Source organism: Edaphobacter sp. FHG110511_03 (assembly GCF_059115365.1).
Genome location: NZ_JBZYWL010000004.1, coordinates 360,124 through 375,952, shown reverse-complemented (window position 1 = coordinate 375,952; position 15,829 = coordinate 360,124). Strand labels below are relative to the sequence as shown.

The 15,829-nt window shown below is 57.6% G+C and carries 9 protein-coding genes; 7 read left to right on the top strand and 2 right to left on the bottom strand.

Translation table 11 applies throughout. From position 1 onward, the window contains the following. Positions 1-88: 88 nt before the first annotated feature. From AC5S26_RS18480 to AC5S26_RS18450, 7 genes are all read left to right on the top strand, one after another. Positions 89-1,939 carry a phosphoenolpyruvate carboxykinase (GTP) gene (locus AC5S26_RS18480; RefSeq protein WP_494186400.1) on the top strand — a complete coding sequence of 617 codons (1,851 nt, stop codon included), beginning with the start codon at positions 89-91 and terminating at the stop codon, positions 1,937-1,939. A 658-nt stretch (positions 1,940-2,597) separates the two neighbouring features. After that, positions 2,598-3,689, top strand: a complete 1,092-nt coding sequence (locus tag AC5S26_RS18475) for a YeiH family protein (RefSeq protein ID WP_494186399.1) — start codon at positions 2,598-2,600, stop codon at positions 3,687-3,689. A 138-nt stretch (positions 3,690-3,827) separates the two neighbouring features. After that, entirely contained in the window at positions 3,828-7,088 is a 3,261-nt protein-coding gene (locus AC5S26_RS18470; RefSeq protein WP_494186398.1) for a TonB-dependent receptor, read from the top strand. Between the two features lie 125 nt (positions 7,089-7,213). After that, positions 7,214-8,920, top strand: coding sequence for an MFS transporter (locus tag AC5S26_RS18465; protein WP_494186397.1), 1,707 nt, complete (start codon positions 7,214-7,216; stop codon positions 8,918-8,920). A 5-nt stretch (positions 8,921-8,925) separates the two neighbouring features. Continuing rightward, entirely contained in the window at positions 8,926-9,852 is a 927-nt protein-coding gene (locus AC5S26_RS18460; RefSeq protein WP_494186396.1) for a hypothetical protein, read from the top strand. 115 nt (positions 9,853-9,967) lie between these two features. Then, positions 9,968-11,479 carry a UxaA family hydrolase gene (locus AC5S26_RS18455; RefSeq protein ID WP_494186395.1) on the top strand — a complete coding sequence of 504 codons (1,512 nt, stop codon included), beginning with the start codon at positions 9,968-9,970 and terminating at the stop codon, positions 11,477-11,479. A 125-nt stretch (positions 11,480-11,604) separates the two neighbouring features. Then, positions 11,605-14,097 (top strand): 2-oxoglutarate dehydrogenase E1 component, encoded by a 2,493-nt coding sequence (locus tag AC5S26_RS18450; protein WP_494186394.1) that lies wholly within the window; start codon positions 11,605-11,607, stop codon positions 14,095-14,097. A gap of 374 nt (positions 14,098-14,471) precedes the next feature. Here the strand turns inward: AC5S26_RS18450 and AC5S26_RS18445 are convergent, their stop codons facing one another. Next, positions 14,472-14,672 (bottom strand): cold-shock protein, encoded by a 201-nt coding sequence (locus tag AC5S26_RS18445; protein WP_026386889.1) that lies wholly within the window; start codon positions 14,670-14,672, stop codon positions 14,472-14,474. 341 nt (positions 14,673-15,013) lie between these two features. Beyond that, a complete protein-coding gene (gene cmk, locus AC5S26_RS18440; protein WP_494186393.1) occupies positions 15,014-15,799 on the bottom strand; it encodes a (d)CMP kinase in 786 nt (261 codons plus the stop codon). Between the last annotated feature and the right edge of the window lie 30 nt (positions 15,800-15,829).

The window sequence follows — 15,829 nt, the reverse complement described above, 5'->3', positions numbered from 1 at the left end:
CGAGAAAAGGCTCTATTGTCCCTTTCGCTGGCAATGCAGTTGACAGCGCTTTCAAGCAGGCGAATTCTTAACTGGAGACCGACTGGCCATGAAGAACGAAAAGACCCTGACTGCTGTCCTTCCTTCCGCGCCTCCCACGACGAATAAACACCTGATTCGCTGGGTGGAAAAGATGGCCGACCTGACCCAGCCCGAGGCGATTCACTGGGTGGACGGCTCCCAGGCAGAATATGACCTGCTGTGCCGACAGCTTGTAGACGCCGGGACATTTACGCGGCTGAATCAGGATCTTTGGCCGGGATGTTTTTATGCGCGCTCGGCCCCTAACGATGTGGCCCGGGTGGAGGACCGCACCTTTATCTGCTCGCTGTCGAAGGACAGCGCCGGCCCAACCAACAACTGGGAAGATCCCTTCGTGATGCGCCGCAAGTTGAAGCAGCTCTTTCGCGGCTGCATGCGCGGGCGCACCATGTATGTCCTTCCCTTCTCGATGGGACCGATCGGGTCTCCGATGTCACAGATTGGAGTCCAGCTGACCGATTCGGCCTATGCGGTCGTAAACATGCGCATCATGGCCCGGGTTGGGGCACCGGTCTTTGCCGAGATCGATAAAGACATCAAGCGTGTCGTTCCCTGCATGCATTCGGTTGGAGCTCCGCTCGAGCCGGGCCAGCAGGACGTCTCCTGGCCGTGCAACGACGAGAAGTACATCGTCCATTTCCCGGAAACTCGAGAGATCTGGAGTTACGGCTCTGGCTATGGCGGCAACGCCCTGCTGGGCAAAAAGTGTTTCGCGCTTCGCATTGCCTCGAACATCGCCCGAGACGAGGGGTGGATGGCTGAGCACATGCTGATCCTTGGCGTCGAGTCGCCCACGCACGAGAAGACTTATGTCGCGGCAGCGTTTCCCTCAGCTTGCGGCAAGACGAACTTTGCCATGATGATCCCCCCGGCAGGATTCGAGGGTTGGAAGATCTGGACCGTCGGCGACGATATCGCGTGGATCAAGCCAGACGCTACAGGGCGTCTTCGCGCGATCAACCCGGAGTCCGGCTTCTTCGGCGTGGCCCCGGGAACTTCAGCGAAGACCAATCCCAACGCGATGGCAACGCTGGCAAAGAACACCATCTTCACCAACGTGGCGCTCACCCCCGAGGGCGGTGTCTGGTGGGAGGGAATGACGGACGCTCCTCCTAAGGAATGCCTGGACTGGCGTGGCAATGTGTGGACTCCGGAGATCGGAAAAAAGACAGGACAGCCCGCCGCGCATCCCAATGGACGCTTTACCGCTCCAGCCAGCCAGTGCCCCACCATTGATCCGGACTGGGAGGCTCCTGAGGGCGTGCCGATCTCAGCCATCATCTTCGGCGGACGCCGTTCCACCACCATGCCGCTTGTCTTTCAGGCCTTCAACTGGTCGGGCGGGGTCTACGCAGGAGCCACCATGGGCTCGGAGACCACGGCTGCCGCCGGCGGCGCGCTGGGCAAGGTCCGCCGCGACCCCATGGCGATGTTGCCCTTCTGCGGCTATCACATGGGCGACTACTTCCGGCACTGGATCAAGATGCAGCGCACCCTCTCCTCGACGCCACGCATCTTCCATGTCAACTGGTTCCGCAAGGATGAGAACGGAAGGTTCCTCTGGCCGGGATACTCCGAGAACATGCGCGTTCTGAAATGGATCGTAGACCGCGTGCGCGGACGTGCTCAGGGCAAGGAAACCCCGATCGGATGGACGCCTCACTACGAAGACATTCGGTGGGAGGGATTGCAGATGTCTGAAGAGAAGCGTCGCGAAGTCTTCGATCAGCTTCAAAACGTCGATCGAGCGGCGTGGCGACGTGAGGTTATGGACCACGAAGAGCTGTTCCTTGCCCTTCACGATCACCTTCCTCCGGAGATGATCTACGAGCGGGAGCTGTTGATCTGCCGCTTGTGACCGCAGTTCATGAGATGCTGAAAAATTGAGTTTCCCTTGAAAGCTAAGACTTTGCTCCAAAAGGAGATAAGGGCTTCCTAAAGAGGCTCTTTCCCCTTATTCAACCCTTGACGAAGCCAAAAATTATCGGTATGTTAACCGATGTGGCAGGACTCCCTTCGGGTTGAGTCAGTCATAACGAAGTCCACCCACTTCGTTGCATTAAACGGAACACCCACGCAACAGCCCCCACCGCGCTGCGTGGGTTTCCTTCTTAAATGCCTCCCCGCAAGTCGATCGCCCCCTTGACTCCGTCCCACGAACCCATTAATCTCTTCCTAATGGGATCGATGCACATCGCGGCCTGTAGCTGTTGTCCTTGTTGTAAGGGCACCTGTTGCTGCTGCGCTGGACTCTCCCTCACCTAAGCCCATCTCATAACCCTGGCTTAGAGGATCTCTGGAACCCACGTAGCAGCGCCCTTCGCGCACGTGGGTTTTTCTTTTGCCCGCAACAACTTCCACAAAGCTCATCCGCTGAATCGAGGCATCCATGGCAACTCCTCACATCTCCAACAGCCGCGTCAATATCGATCTGGTCGCCGTTGCAATCGCCCTTACACTGGCGACGCTCATTCGCTTCAACGTCCTGCCTCCGGTAGGATTCTAAAAAGTCCCCTGTGTCTACTCGCACGATTCCGATAGCTGCACCCGCACCTTCCTTGACCACACAATTTCTTCGTGTGCTGCCTGGAGTTGCATTACTGTTCGGTATCGGGCTTCTGGGTAAGCTGCTGGAGCACACGTTTACCCATCTTCGTACGGCTTATCCCGCCATTCCCTTTCCTCATCTTGAATATGTTTTGTGGGCCATTCTGCTGGGCCTTGCGATCGGAAATACGGTTGGCGTGGCACCGTTTCTGCATGCCGGCGTCGCAACCTACGAGCTATGGCTGAAGCTGGGTATCGTGCTGGTGGGAGCGCGGTTTCTTCTCCAGGACATTCTTCATATCGGCGGCCTCTCGCTGGCTCTGGTCGCGGTTGAACTCATCCTGTCGCTTTCGATGATGCACCTGCTCGGACGCCTCTTCCGCCTTCCACCCAAGCTCACCTCCCTGCTCGCCATCGGGTCGAGCATCTGCGGTGTCACCGCCATCATGGCCGCCCGCGGAGCCATCGAACCCGACGAAGAAGATACCTCCACCGCAATTGCAGCCATCCTGACGCTCGGCGCAATCGCCCTCTTTACTTTTCCTGCTATCGGCCACGCGCTTCATATGAGTCAGCAGGGATACGGGATGTGGGCCGGGCTTGCGGTCGACAATACCGCTGAGTCGCTCGTCACCGGTGCGCTCTATGGTGAAGAAGCTGGCCGCTGGACTGTCCTTGCCAAGACGGCGCGTTCCGGTTTTATCGGCTTCGTCGTGCTCGCATACGCTGTGTACTGGTCCTCGCGTGGGCTCGCGCCCGATGTGGAGCATAAAGGCGTTTTTCTCTGGCGCAAATTTCCGAAGTTCATTCTGGGCTTCATCGCGTTATCGATCCTGGCGACGTCAGGCTTCTTCACTCACACGCAGCTCACCAGCCTTGCGAATCTCTCCCGCTGGGCCTTTCTTCCCGCCTTTGCCGGCGTAGGCCTCAGGACTAATCTGCGAGATCTGACAAGCCAGGGATGGCGCCCTCTGATCGTCGGGATTCTCGGCGAGATCGCAATTGCGCTCATTACGTTGGGGCTCGTTTACTGGAGCTACAACCACGGGATCGCAAGATGACTTCCTTCCCGCAGTCCGCTTGTTGCCGTTGTTGTCGCCTTTAGAGCGAGAACCGGTTTTGCCTGCATTCGATCACACCCCTAAGCTACTCGCGCCTTCTTAGTGCGAGAGCTTTTTCCCTATCTCCCGGAGACCACCATGTACGACCGTGTACGCAGATTCGCCTCTGTTCAGTTGATTTTCATCGCTTCTTTTCTCATTCTCTCTACTTTCGCTACTCCTTATGGTCATGCGCAGGTTGTCGGCGGGACGCTCTCGGGCACTGTCACCGATCCAACCGGAGCAGCGCTCTCAGAGGCTTCTGTTCTCATTCACAATGACGAGACCGGCAACGAACGCAAACTGACAACCGGCCCGGATGGTCGCTTCGCTGCGCCCTCCGTACCGATCGGAACCTACACCATTACGGTCAAGCATGCGGGTTTCACAGAACAACATCGCACAGGCATTCCCCTTACCGTCGGTCAGAGCAAACAGGTCGATCTTCAACTCACCGTCGACTCCGTGCAGCAGCAGGTCACCGTCGAGGACACGCCCGCCGTGGTGAACCTCTCTACCCAACAGATCTCAGGCCTGGTGGATGAGCGTCAGATCAAGCAGCTTCCCCTCAATGGAAGGAGCTACGACCAGCTCATCACGCTCAACCCGGCCGTCGTCAACTACACCGGCCAGCGCTCGGGAAGCATTGGAACGTCCAACTCTTCGGTCGGAAACATGTTCGCCATCTCGGGGCGGAGACCGCAGGACAATCTCTTCTTACTCAACGGCATCGAGTACACCGGAGCCTCGTTGATCAACGTGACGCCGGGCGGCACCAGCGGACAGCTTCTGGGCGTGGATGCCGTGCGTGAGTTCAACGTCGTCACCGACACCTACTCCGCAAGCTATGGCAAGCGCCAGGGCGCTCAGATCTCGATTGTGACGGGATCCGGCACAAATAACCTTCATGGCTCCGTTTATGAGTTTCTGCGGAACTCCAAACTCGACGCGCGAAACTACTTCGACCAGGCGAAGATTCCCGAGTTCCAGCGCAATAACTTCGGCGGCTCGCTCGGCGGTCCGATTCGCCGCGACAAGCTCTTCCTCTTCGCGAATTACGAAGGCTATCGTCAGAATCTGGGCCTGTCCGATGTGACCTTCGTTCCCGACGCGCAGGCTCGGCAAGGCTATCTGCCTGACCCCGCCAATCCCTCCGGGCCGCGAAAGAACTATGGCGTCGCGCCAGGTGTCGCGCCACTCTTCAATCTCTGGCCCGAGCAAAACGGCCCCGCCCTGCTGGATGCGAACGGCAGGCAGACCGGCATCGCTCTCGCTTACTCGAATCCGATGCAGCATGTTCGCGAGGACTTTGGAACGACACGCTTTGACTACAACATCGGTCCAAAGGATCTGTTCTTCGGCGTCTATACCGTAGACGACTCCACCGCGGATACTCCCACGCAAAACCCGCTTGCAGCCATCAACGAAGACCTTCGCGAACAGGTTGCGAGCCTGCAGGAGCAGCACGTCTTTTCGCCACGTCTGCTCAACACGGCGCGCTTCGGCTTCTCTCGGGCATCGTTCTTCTTCCTCGGCACCTCTTCCCCGCTCGGAGGCGCTGACGTACCCGGATGGGTCGCAGGACAGCCTGTCGGCGCTATCGTAATTGCCGGTTCGACAGCATCCAACGGTTCTTCGCAGATCACCGGGGCAGGGGCGAATGTCGGATCCAACAATGCGACCACGCGCAATCTCTTCACCTTTGACGACCACATCTTCTGGACGCATGGGCGTCACCAGATCGAAGCCGGCGGCTGGGTGCAGCGGCTGCAGTCCAACGACAACCTGGCACAGAACCAGTTTGGGCAGGCTTCGTTTGCCTCTCTCACTACTTTCCTGCAGGGAACCGTGAAGACTTTTACAGTCGTTCCCGCTCCAACGAAGCTCGGCTGGCGGTCTTGGATGGGCGCAGGATACATCGAAGACACAATCAAGCTCACGCCCCGCGTCGAGCTCCGCGCCGGCTTGCGCATCGAGTCCACCAACGGCTTCAACGAGTCGCAAGGCCGGGCCGCAAACTACAGTTTCAGCAATGGGGTGATCAATACCAATCCCTTTGTCGGTTCGTCGCCTCTCACCGACAATCGCGCGAAGTTTCTTCCCGCCCCTCGGCTTGGCCTGGCATGGGATGTACATGGCGATGGCAAAACCAGTATTCGCGCAGGTTTTGGCATGCACTATTCCCTGCTCGACAACCTGAATTACCGGCTCGATCAGGCTGCCCCGTTCAACACCACGCTGTCGCTGGCTAACGTCGCCGTCTCCAGCCTGCACATCACCTCATCGACGCAGCCATCCCCCGGCACGCTGGTCTCTCCCTCCAGCGTCCAGACAGATCTCGCGACTCCCACGGTGATGTCCTGGAGCTTGCAGATCGAGCAGCAACTCGCTCCGAATACCTCGCTCACACTTGGCTACATTGGATCGCACGGCTATAACCAGATTCTGTCTGCCGATCTCAATGAACCCGCGGCGACGATCGTGAATGGAACCATCTACTACCCGACAACCACCAAGGTAAATCCAGCGGTCGCCAACACCACATCGTGGATCTCACGCGGAGCCAGCAACTACAACGGTCTTGTCGTCGACGTCCGCCGCAGTCTGTCACACGGTCTTCAGATCCGTGGCAACTATACCTTCTCCAAGAACCTGGACAACGGTTCTGCATGGAATACCAGCGTCAGCGCCAATACACCGGCCTTCGTCTCGTATCCAGCCAACCCCGACATCGATTATGGCGCGGCAGCGACGGATATTCGCCACCTTGCAACAATCAACGGCACCTACGATTTACCTTTTGGCCAGGGGCACTTTCTGGGCTCGAATCTTAGAGGCATCTCGAACCGGGCCGTCTCCGGCTGGACCGTCAGCTCCATCGTCGCGCTGCAGTCCGGCTTTCCGTTCTCGCCGCAGCTTGGCTACAACCCAACCGGATCGGGCGACACTCGCAACCCTGTTCGCCCGGATATCAATCCCAACTTCCACGGCAATCTCTACCCAGGAACTCCGCAGCAATACTTCAACCCATCCGCGTTCCTTGCACCCGCTTATGGCACGGTGGGCAACCTTGGGCGCGATACGCTCACCGGACCTGGACTTGCGAACTTCGATCTCTCCTTGCTCAAGACGACCCAGATCAGCGAAAGAGTTCGTGCCCAATTTCGCGCCGAGTTCTTCAACGTCCTGAACCACACTAATTTCGCGACCCCGAACCCTGTGGTCTTCACTTCCGGTCCAACACAAGGCACTCCAGCAAGTCAAACCGCGGCGATTGTAGCCAGTCCTACAGCGGGCGTGATCACGGCAACGGCGACAACTTCGCGTCAGATTCAGTTCGGACTCAAGCTTCTTTTCTGACCCGCCGATAACGAATTCAATCCTTTGTTCCCCAATCCTGGGATGGATGTGCCCACAGGCACGCCATCCCTTTTTCTTTCGCCCTCCATGAACTCGTTCCGATGGGTACACTGGAAACTGAGCGAATGCCCTTAGAGACTCCAAACTCCGGTCCGCTCGTCGCCGTCGCCAACCCCACGCCCAGCGGCTTTGCCCCGCTTCGCATCCGTCTGTTCCGCGACCGCTGGATCGCCTCCACCATCTCGTCCATTGGCACGTGGATGCAGGACACCGCCGGGACCTGGCTGATGACCTCGCTCACGGCCTCGCCGCTGCTGATCGCCCTGATGCAGACAGCGGCCTCATTGCCAGTCCTCCTGCTTGGCCTGCTTGCCGGTGCGACAGCTGATATCTTCGATCGGCGCAAGCTGCTTATCGTCTGGCAGGCCTGGATGCTGGGATCGGTTGCGGTCCTCGCAGTGCTCACGTTCTTCGGCTACATCTCTCCCTGGGCTCTGCTGGCATTCACGTTTCTGCTCAACGTCGGTTCGGCTATGAACAACCCGGCCTGGCAGGCCATCGTTCCCGAGCTGGTGCCACGCGAGCTTATCCCCGATACCGTCTCGTTGAACGCCGCCAGCAACAACCTTGCCCGCGCGGTCGGCCCGGCTTTGGGCGGCCTTATGGTAGCGGGTTTTGCCAGCGTTCACGCCGGAGCAGGCTGGGTCTTTTTTCTCAACGCGGTCTCCTTTGCCGGTGTGATCTGGGTCCTCTTCAACTGGAAGCGCACACCGTTGTTCAAATCCGCGCTGCCCTCCGAACGCATCGCGGGTTCCATCATGACGGGTCTGCGTTACGTGCGTTACGCTCCGGAGCTCCAAGCCTCGCTGATCCGCGCCTTCACCTTTGCCTTCTTCGTCTCGGCGATCTGGTCTCTGCTTGCAGTAGTAGCCAAGCGCGATCTCAGCGAAGGAGCACTCGGGTATGGCATCCTCAACGGTTCCCTCGGTCTGGGGGCTGTCATTGCGGCGACACAGCTTCCACGCATCCGGCGTCGAGTCTCCGCTGACACAATCATCGCCGTTTCCACCTTCTACGATGTAGCGACGCTGTTCGTCCTCGCGTATGTTCGTTCTCCTGCCGTCATCATCCCTGCCCTCATCGGTTCAGGATTTGCCTGGACCAGCACCATGTCCACTCTGAATACTTCGGTGCAACTCTCCGTTCCTGCCTGGGTGCAGGCCCGCGCACTCGGCACGTACCTGATGACCTTTCAGGGAGGCATGGCCCTCGGCTCCATTCTGTGGGGCTTTGTCGCCGAGCATACTTCTACCCCCATCGCGCTGGCTGTATCCGCCTGCGGAATGGCCATCAGCTATCCCGCCATCCGGCGCTTCCATATTCTGCAGGGTCCCCTTCCCGATCACACTCCGTTCCGATCCTCGCGATCTGCCTCTCAACCTTCCTCGTTCCAGTTGGCTGATACCGCCGCACAGGCCGACGATCTTATTCACGTTGGCCCTGTCCGCATTTCGATCGAGTACCGAGTTCCACCAGAACGCTACGCCGAGTTCACTCACGCGATCCATCAGCTGCGCGGCGTCCGGCTTCGCGATGGAGCCATGCGCTGGGGAATCTATCGCGACGTCATCGACCCTGAGCGCCTCAACGAGACCTTCGTCATGGAGTCCTGGCTCGACTACCTCCGTTCGCGGGAGCGCATTACGGCAGCAGACGAAGCGATTCGAGCCCGTGTCCGTGCTCTTCACCAAGGCGAGGAGCCTCCGAAGATCTCCTATCAGATCTACGCCCGCGAGATCACACCTCACGAACCGCCTGACGAAGCCTCCTGACCAAGATGAAACTGATTCCATCGATCCTCTCTCTGGCTCTACTCATCGCCGGATCCGCTGTCCCGGCACAGATCCCTTCTCCAGTGGAGACCGGTCGTCCGCTTCCTGATATCTACACGCTCATGCACGAGGTCGAGGAGCACCAGAGGACCGCAGAGGCGGTCGAAAAAGATTATCTCTATCACGAGGTAGCCCGCGAACAAAGCAGCGATGGGAAAAAGACCGAGACGAACGAGTTCGACGTCTTCTGGCTTCGTGGCGTTAGGATTCATAAACTCACGCGCAAGAATGGCAAAGATCTCACCGCAGACGAGCAGCGGAAGGAGAACGAGCGCATCGACAAAGACGTCGTCAAGGCGCAGGAGCGCAAGAGCAAGGCGGATGCGAAAGGACAGGCGACCAACTCGCAGGGCAATGAAGAGGTGACAGTATCACGCTTCCTCGAGCTCGGAACATTCACCAATCCACGGCGCACTCAGTTGCGAGGCCGCAACACGATCGCGGTCGACTACGCAGGTGATCCCAAGGCAAAGACAAGAAGCCGGTTGGAGAGTGTGATTCGGGATCTTTCCGGAACAATCTGGATCGACGAAGAGGACAGGACCATCACCCAGGTTGAAGGACGCTTTGCAAATTCATTCAAGATCGGTGGCGGCATGTTGATGTCCATCAAAAAGGGAACCCATTTTTCGATGGAGCAGATGAAGATCAATAACGAAGTCTGGCTGCCCTCGCACCTGGAAGGAAACGGGGCTGCGCGGGTCATGTTGCTGCTGCACTTTGACGGAAGCGTCTTCGTCACAAATTCCGACTACCGAAAATTCAAAGCGACCTCGACCATCCTGCCGGGCCTTGCGACGGTGAAAGAGGATTCCTCGTCCGAAACCGGCGAACCGGAGAAAGACCAGAAAACAGCTTCGCCGCCAAAATAAGTTTGAAACAACAGGATCGAGTCATGAACCTCACGTTAGGTGCAAAATGGGTCACAGGAGTACATTTGGTCATACCACTGGCCGATCCTTCTTAAGGGAAGGAACCTACATATCGATGGCTCAACTTCTCAAGCTCGGCACCCATGATGACGTTGTAGTAGCTCTCCAGCCTGTAAAGGCAGGTGAATTTCTCGAACAGCTGAACATTGCGGCCCTCTCCGAGATTCCGGCCGGTCATAAGATTGCTGCCTGTTCCATACCCGCTGGCAAGCCAGTCCGCAAGTTCAACCAGATCATCGGTTTTGCAGCGCAACCGATCTCTGTCGGGGAACATGTCCACACGCAGAACCTCATCATGGGCGACTTTGAAAGAGATTATGCGGTTGGTACCGAGGCGTTTCGCACTGCCATGGCCGCTCAGAGCGAGGAGGTTTCTTTTCTTGGCTTTCAACGCCCGGATGGTAGAACTGGAACCCGCAACTATGTCGGTATCCTGACGACCGTAAATTGTTCAGCTACAGTCGCCCGCCGTATCGCCGCACACTTCACTCCAGAGGTTCTGAGCAGTTATCCCCATGTCGATGGAGTCGTAGCGATCACCCATGGCACGGGGTGCGGGATGGCGAGCGATGGTGAACCTGCCGATTTGCTGCGCCGGGTCTTCACTGGCTACGCAACCCACCCGAACTTCTCCTCTGTCCTTTTGCTTGGTTTAGGTTGTGAGACTAACCAGGTCGAACGACTGGTGAGGCTCACTGGCGGTTCCGATTCGATCCGCACCTCGACCATTCAGGAAGAGGGAGGAACCGCGCCAAGCATCAAGAACGGGATTGCAGTCGTGTACGAGATGCTCGAACAGGCGAATCGAGCAGCACGAGTACCTGTATCCGCTTCAAATCTCGTGATTGGACTGCAGTGTGGGGGATCGGACGCCTATTCAGGAATTAGTGCGAACCCCGCCCTCGGCGTCGCGGTCGATCATCTGGTGCGTCATGGCGGGACTGCGATTCTGTCGGAAACGCCCGAAATCTATGGAGCGGAACACCTGTTAACGCGCCGCGCCTCCCGGCCTGAAGTCGCCGACAGGCTGCTCGATCGTATCCATTGGTGGGAGGACTACACCGCTCGTTACCAGGCTTCGATGGATAACAATCCCCAGCCAGGCAACAAGACGGGTGGTCTCACGACCATCCTCGAAAAGTCTCTGGGCGCCGTCTCCAAGGGAGGCTCTACAAATCTGAACGCGGTTTATCTCTATGCAGAGCAGGTGCATGAGCGCGGCCTGGTATTTATGGATTCCCCCGGCTTTGATCCGGTTTCGGCTACAGGGCAGGTAGCCAGCGGAGCCAACCTCATCTGCTTCACGACGGGACGCGGTTCGGTATTCGGCTGCAAACCCACCCCTTCCATCAAGATCGCTTCGAATACCGCACTGTTTCAGCGCATGCCCGACGACATGGATATCAACTGCGGTTCCATCCTTGATGGCGAGCAGAGTGTGGAGCAGGCAGGGGCCTCGATCTTCAAGGAGATTCTGGAGATCGCCTCAGGGAAGCCGACTCGCAGCGAGATTCACGGCTTCGGCGACGAGGAGTTCCAGCCATGGCTTCTGGGTGCAACTCTATAGTCCTGCGCTACGGAAGTTGCAGGAATCGTTGTGCAGCCATGTCGCGAAAGGTCTAGCATAGAAGGAGAGCATTTCGGTGTTACGGCACCGCCAAAATTTGATTCTCAAGGAAAATCGAGGAAGCAATGGGCACCAAGGCAGAGGCACTGACTCAAGCACCCACGGTTATGGATCAACAAGAACGCGAAACAGTGTTTGATATCTTTCGCCGCTGGGGATACCTGCAGGCCTCGCTCGATCCTCTCGGACAGTATCTTCCTCCCGAGCCCTTTCCCACACCAGCGCCTGAGGGTGAGTTCGCAGCCGAAGCACGGCGCTATTACTGCGGCACCATCGCTGCCGAGTTCATGCACATCCCCAGCCCGGAGCATCGTCAATGGCTCCAGGAGAAGATGGAGCAGAAGCCTCCGAAACCAAACCAGGCGCACATCCTCACTCAGCTGATTCATGCTGACCTGTTTGAGCAGGTGATCCAGTCGCGTTACCTCGGAACCAAGCGATTTTCCCTCGAAGGTCTCACGTCGCTGATTCCGTTTCTCGATCGCATCTTCGAGGTCGGCTCTGGTCTCGGTGTTACCAAAGCCATGTTAGCGATGGCTCATCGCGGACGCCTGAACGTGATGACGAATACGATCGGCCGTTCCCCTTCGGAGATCTTTACCAAGTTCGAAGACGTCGATCCGCGCAGCACGATGGGCGGCGGCGACGTGAAATATCACATCGGCGCAACCGGCGATTACACTGCGCCGGACGGCAAGATCATCAGCCTTCACCTTGCATCGAATCCCAGCCACCTCGAGGCTGTAAATCCTGTCGTGATGGGTCGCACGCGAGCGAAGCAGGAGCGCATCGGCAAAGGAGGCAAGAAGCAGGTACTTCCGATCATCATCCACGGCGATGCGGCCTTCGCGGGACAGGGCATCGTTGCCGAGGCCCTGAACATGGCTACGCTGCGCGGCTACCACATCGGCGGAACAATTCACGTAATCTCGAATAATCTGCTGGGCTTCACTGCCATCCCCGAGGAGTCGAATTCCAGCCGGTTTTCTACCGATCTCGCCAAGCGCCTTCCGATACCGATCTTCCACGTGAATGCAGAAGACCCGGACGCTGTGGTTCGAGTCGCGAGCATTGCCATGGAGTTTCGACAGCACTTCCGCTCCGACGTTGTGGTCGACCTTATCGGCTATCGCCGCCACGGCCATAGCGAGGTGGACGATCCAACGGTTACACAGCCTCGTCGATATGCAGTCATCAAAGACCATAGGCCGCTTTATCAGATTTACGCAGAGCAGATCGGCGTAAATCCGGCCAAAGAGGCGGAACAGATTCAGCAGCAGCTGCTCGATGAACAAAAAGCGGCCACAAAAGCGGATCGCATTCCGAAGCTCTCCGAGCTTCCCGATTATTGGGACAAGTACAAGGGCTGCGAGTTCGATCCGGCGGACGAGGTCAAGACCGGTCTCTCCGCAGAGCGGATCGGAGAGCTTGTGCAGCACCTTACCTCTGTTCCGAAGGACTTCCACCTTCACCCGAAGGTAAAGAAGCTCTTCGAGCAGCGGCAGGAGATGGGCTCCGGGGCGAAACCCTTCGACTATGGCATGGCCGAGCTGGTCGCGTTTGCTTCGCTGCTGGAGGATGGAACCCTTGTCCGCCTGACCGGCCAGGACTCGCAGCGCGGAACCTTTAATCAACGCCATGCCGTGATTGTCGATATCGAGACTGAAGTCCGCTACTCACCGCTCGCTCATCTGAGCGAGAAGCAGGGGCGGTTCGAGGTCTACAATTCCCTGCTCTCCGAAGCCGCGGTGCTCGGCTTCGAGTATGGCTTCGCGCGGGATTACCCGGAAGCATTGATCATGTGGGAGGCGCAGTTCGGCGACTTCGCCAACGGCGCCCAGATCATCATCGACCAGTTCATCGCTGCCGGTGAGGCAAAGTGGGGTCTACTCTCCGGCGTAGTCATGCTGCTTCCTCATGGCTATGAGGGTCAGGGGCCGGAACACTCAAGCGCACGCATCGAGCGTTATCTGCAGCTTGCGGCCAACGATAATCTTCAGATCTGCCAGCCCTCGAACGCAGCTCAATACTTCCATCTGCTGCGCCGGCAGGTGATGCGTCCGTGGCGCAAGCCTCTGATTGTGTTCACTCCGAAGAGCATGTTGCGGCATCCGGATGCATCGTCTCCGATTGCGGAGCTCGGTTACGACCGCTTCCTCAACGTCCTTCCGGACAACGACGTGAAGGATCCGCGCCGCCTGCTGGTCTGCAGCGGCAAGATCGGGCACAATCTCCGCATGGAACGCGCGAAGCGCAAGGATTCCAGCGTCGGCATCATCTTTCTGGAGCAGATGTACCCCTGGCCGGAGGAAGAGATGCAGGCTGCACTCGACCAGCATCCGGGAGCCGAGGAGATTGTCTGGGTTCAGGAAGAGCCGGCGAATATGGGAGCCTTCTCCTATGTCATGCCGTTGCTGCGGCGTCTCGCTCGCGATCGTGCTGTATTGAGCGTGAAGCGAAGCGCAAGCGCCACCCCTGCAACGGGTTCAGCAAAGGCGCACGATATTGAGGAGAAGACCCTGGTCGATATGGCACTGGGAGCTGCAGGAGACCACTAGGCCCCCGTACCAAACACGTGCAAAATATTCATTCTATTTGTTTTAGCTTTGGACTTCGCGGGAGCCCAGAGAGTATCTGCTCTCCCGGATTAAAATAAAAAGCCCTGAGCATTCGGGGCTTTTTTTGCGTGGGTTTCTATATCGAGTATACCAACTCAGCAGGTGGGAATCGGCAGGTGTAAGTTATTGTAAGGAGATAACTTGCTCAATCAAGCTCTTGACAGGTTTCTCCTGAGCAGGAGACAGTGCGCAGGTTCAAAGAAGACCCGCGATCATCCCGAACAGAATCGAACCCTTTAATGCGCAAAGGGACAGCCCGTAGCTATCCCCTTTTGCAAAACCGGTCGTCGCTGGCCCAATGCCGGTTCTAGAGTTTACAGAGGCTGAACGTCCGAAGCCTGCCAACCCTTAGGGCCTTTCACTACGTTGAACTGAACCGCCTGGCCTTCCTGAAGGCTTTTAAAGCCGCTGGTGTTGATCGCCGAGTAATGAACGAACACATCCTCGCCGTTCTGGCGGCTAATGAAGCCAAACCCCTTCGCGTCATTGAACCACTTTACTGTTCCCTGTTCCATGTTGTTTCTTTCCTTCGTTTCCAACTGAATTGCCGTAGATACAAATGGGGTTTCGCGCAGACGAGCATTGCAGAAAACCAATCTGTTTCAAACGATGCGAGAAGGTTAGCATATTCGGCAATTTTTTTTAAGAAATCTTTTGAGTAAACCCTTTTTCTGCGTGCCGGAAGACTTGAGGAACGGTCTCTATGTGGTTGAAATAAGGTTTTTTATTGGTTGGTTATTCATTTGCTTAGAGACATCCCGGTGACAGTCACGCAGTCCGAGGGCCGTTTGGTGAAACGCAAGCCCGAAGTGACCATTTTGTCGAAATAGGCTCTTTTACCGAGCGATTTTCAACCTCAGGGACGAGCAGAAAGGTGAGAACGAACGATCTGTTCTGCCTGATCCAGAACCTGATCGAGGGTCAGCGAGGTGGAATCGAGGACAACGGCATCGGAGGCAGGCCGGAGAGGAGATTCGGCCCGGTTGCGATCGCGTTCATCCCGTTCCTTCATCTCGGTCACAATCTTCTGCTGGGCTGCGACCTGTGCGGGCGTAGGGTCGGCCTTATCTGTGCGGGTGGGAACGTCCTCCAGGTTTCGAGGAACTATGACCTGCCGATAGCGTCGGTCGCCGCGAACCTCCGGCGAGGCGTCCAGAAAGATCTTGACCTCGGCATCGGGAAAAACAGCGGTCCCGATATCCCTCCCTTCCATGACCACTCCTCCTTTGGCGCCGAGGGCACGCTGCTGTTCCACCATCCAGGCCCGCAGGTGGGGGTGAACGGAGATGCGGGAGGCGGCAGCGGTCACGTCCGTATCCCGGATACGGCGGGAGACATCGATCTCATCGAGCAGGACGCGATTGCCCTCAAGCTGAGGCTCGAGGCGGATACGAGTATGGGTGGCGAGGTCGAGCAGCGGCTGTTCTTCGTCGAAAGAAAGATCGTTTTCGATGGCTTTGAGGGCAAGCGCACGATACATAGCACCCGTCTCAAGGTTGAGAAATCCGAAGCGGCGTGCAAGATGCGCGGCGAGAGTACTCTTTCCCGCTCCCGCAGGCCCATCGATGGCGATGATCGGACGCTCGCGCCCGGAGGCGGAAGACTGGGACGAACTGGGAACGACGTCGGTGCGATTATTCATGCGCGGCTTATCTTAACGCTGGAACTGACG

Coding starts and splice junctions, on each gene's coding strand:
- AC5S26_RS18460 (WP_494186396.1), top strand. CDS start 8,926: ATGAAACTGATTCCATCGATCCTCTCTCTGGCTCTACTCATCGCCGGA.
- AC5S26_RS18470 (WP_494186398.1), top strand. CDS start 3,828: ATGTACGACCGTGTACGCAGATTCGCCTCTGTTCAGTTGATTTTCATC.
- AC5S26_RS18465 (WP_494186397.1), top strand. CDS start 7,214: ATGCCCTTAGAGACTCCAAACTCCGGTCCGCTCGTCGCCGTCGCCAAC.
- AC5S26_RS18450 (WP_494186394.1), top strand. CDS start 11,605: ATGGGCACCAAGGCAGAGGCACTGACTCAAGCACCCACGGTTATGGAT.
- AC5S26_RS18455 (WP_494186395.1), top strand. CDS start 9,968: ATGGCTCAACTTCTCAAGCTCGGCACCCATGATGACGTTGTAGTAGCT.
- AC5S26_RS18445 (WP_026386889.1), bottom strand. CDS start 14,672: ATGGAACAGGGAACAGTAAAGTGGTTCAATGACGCGAAGGGGTTTGGC.
- AC5S26_RS18480 (WP_494186400.1), top strand. CDS start 89: ATGAAGAACGAAAAGACCCTGACTGCTGTCCTTCCTTCCGCGCCTCCC.
- cmk (WP_494186393.1), bottom strand. CDS start 15,799: ATGAATAATCGCACCGACGTCGTTCCCAGTTCGTCCCAGTCTTCCGCC.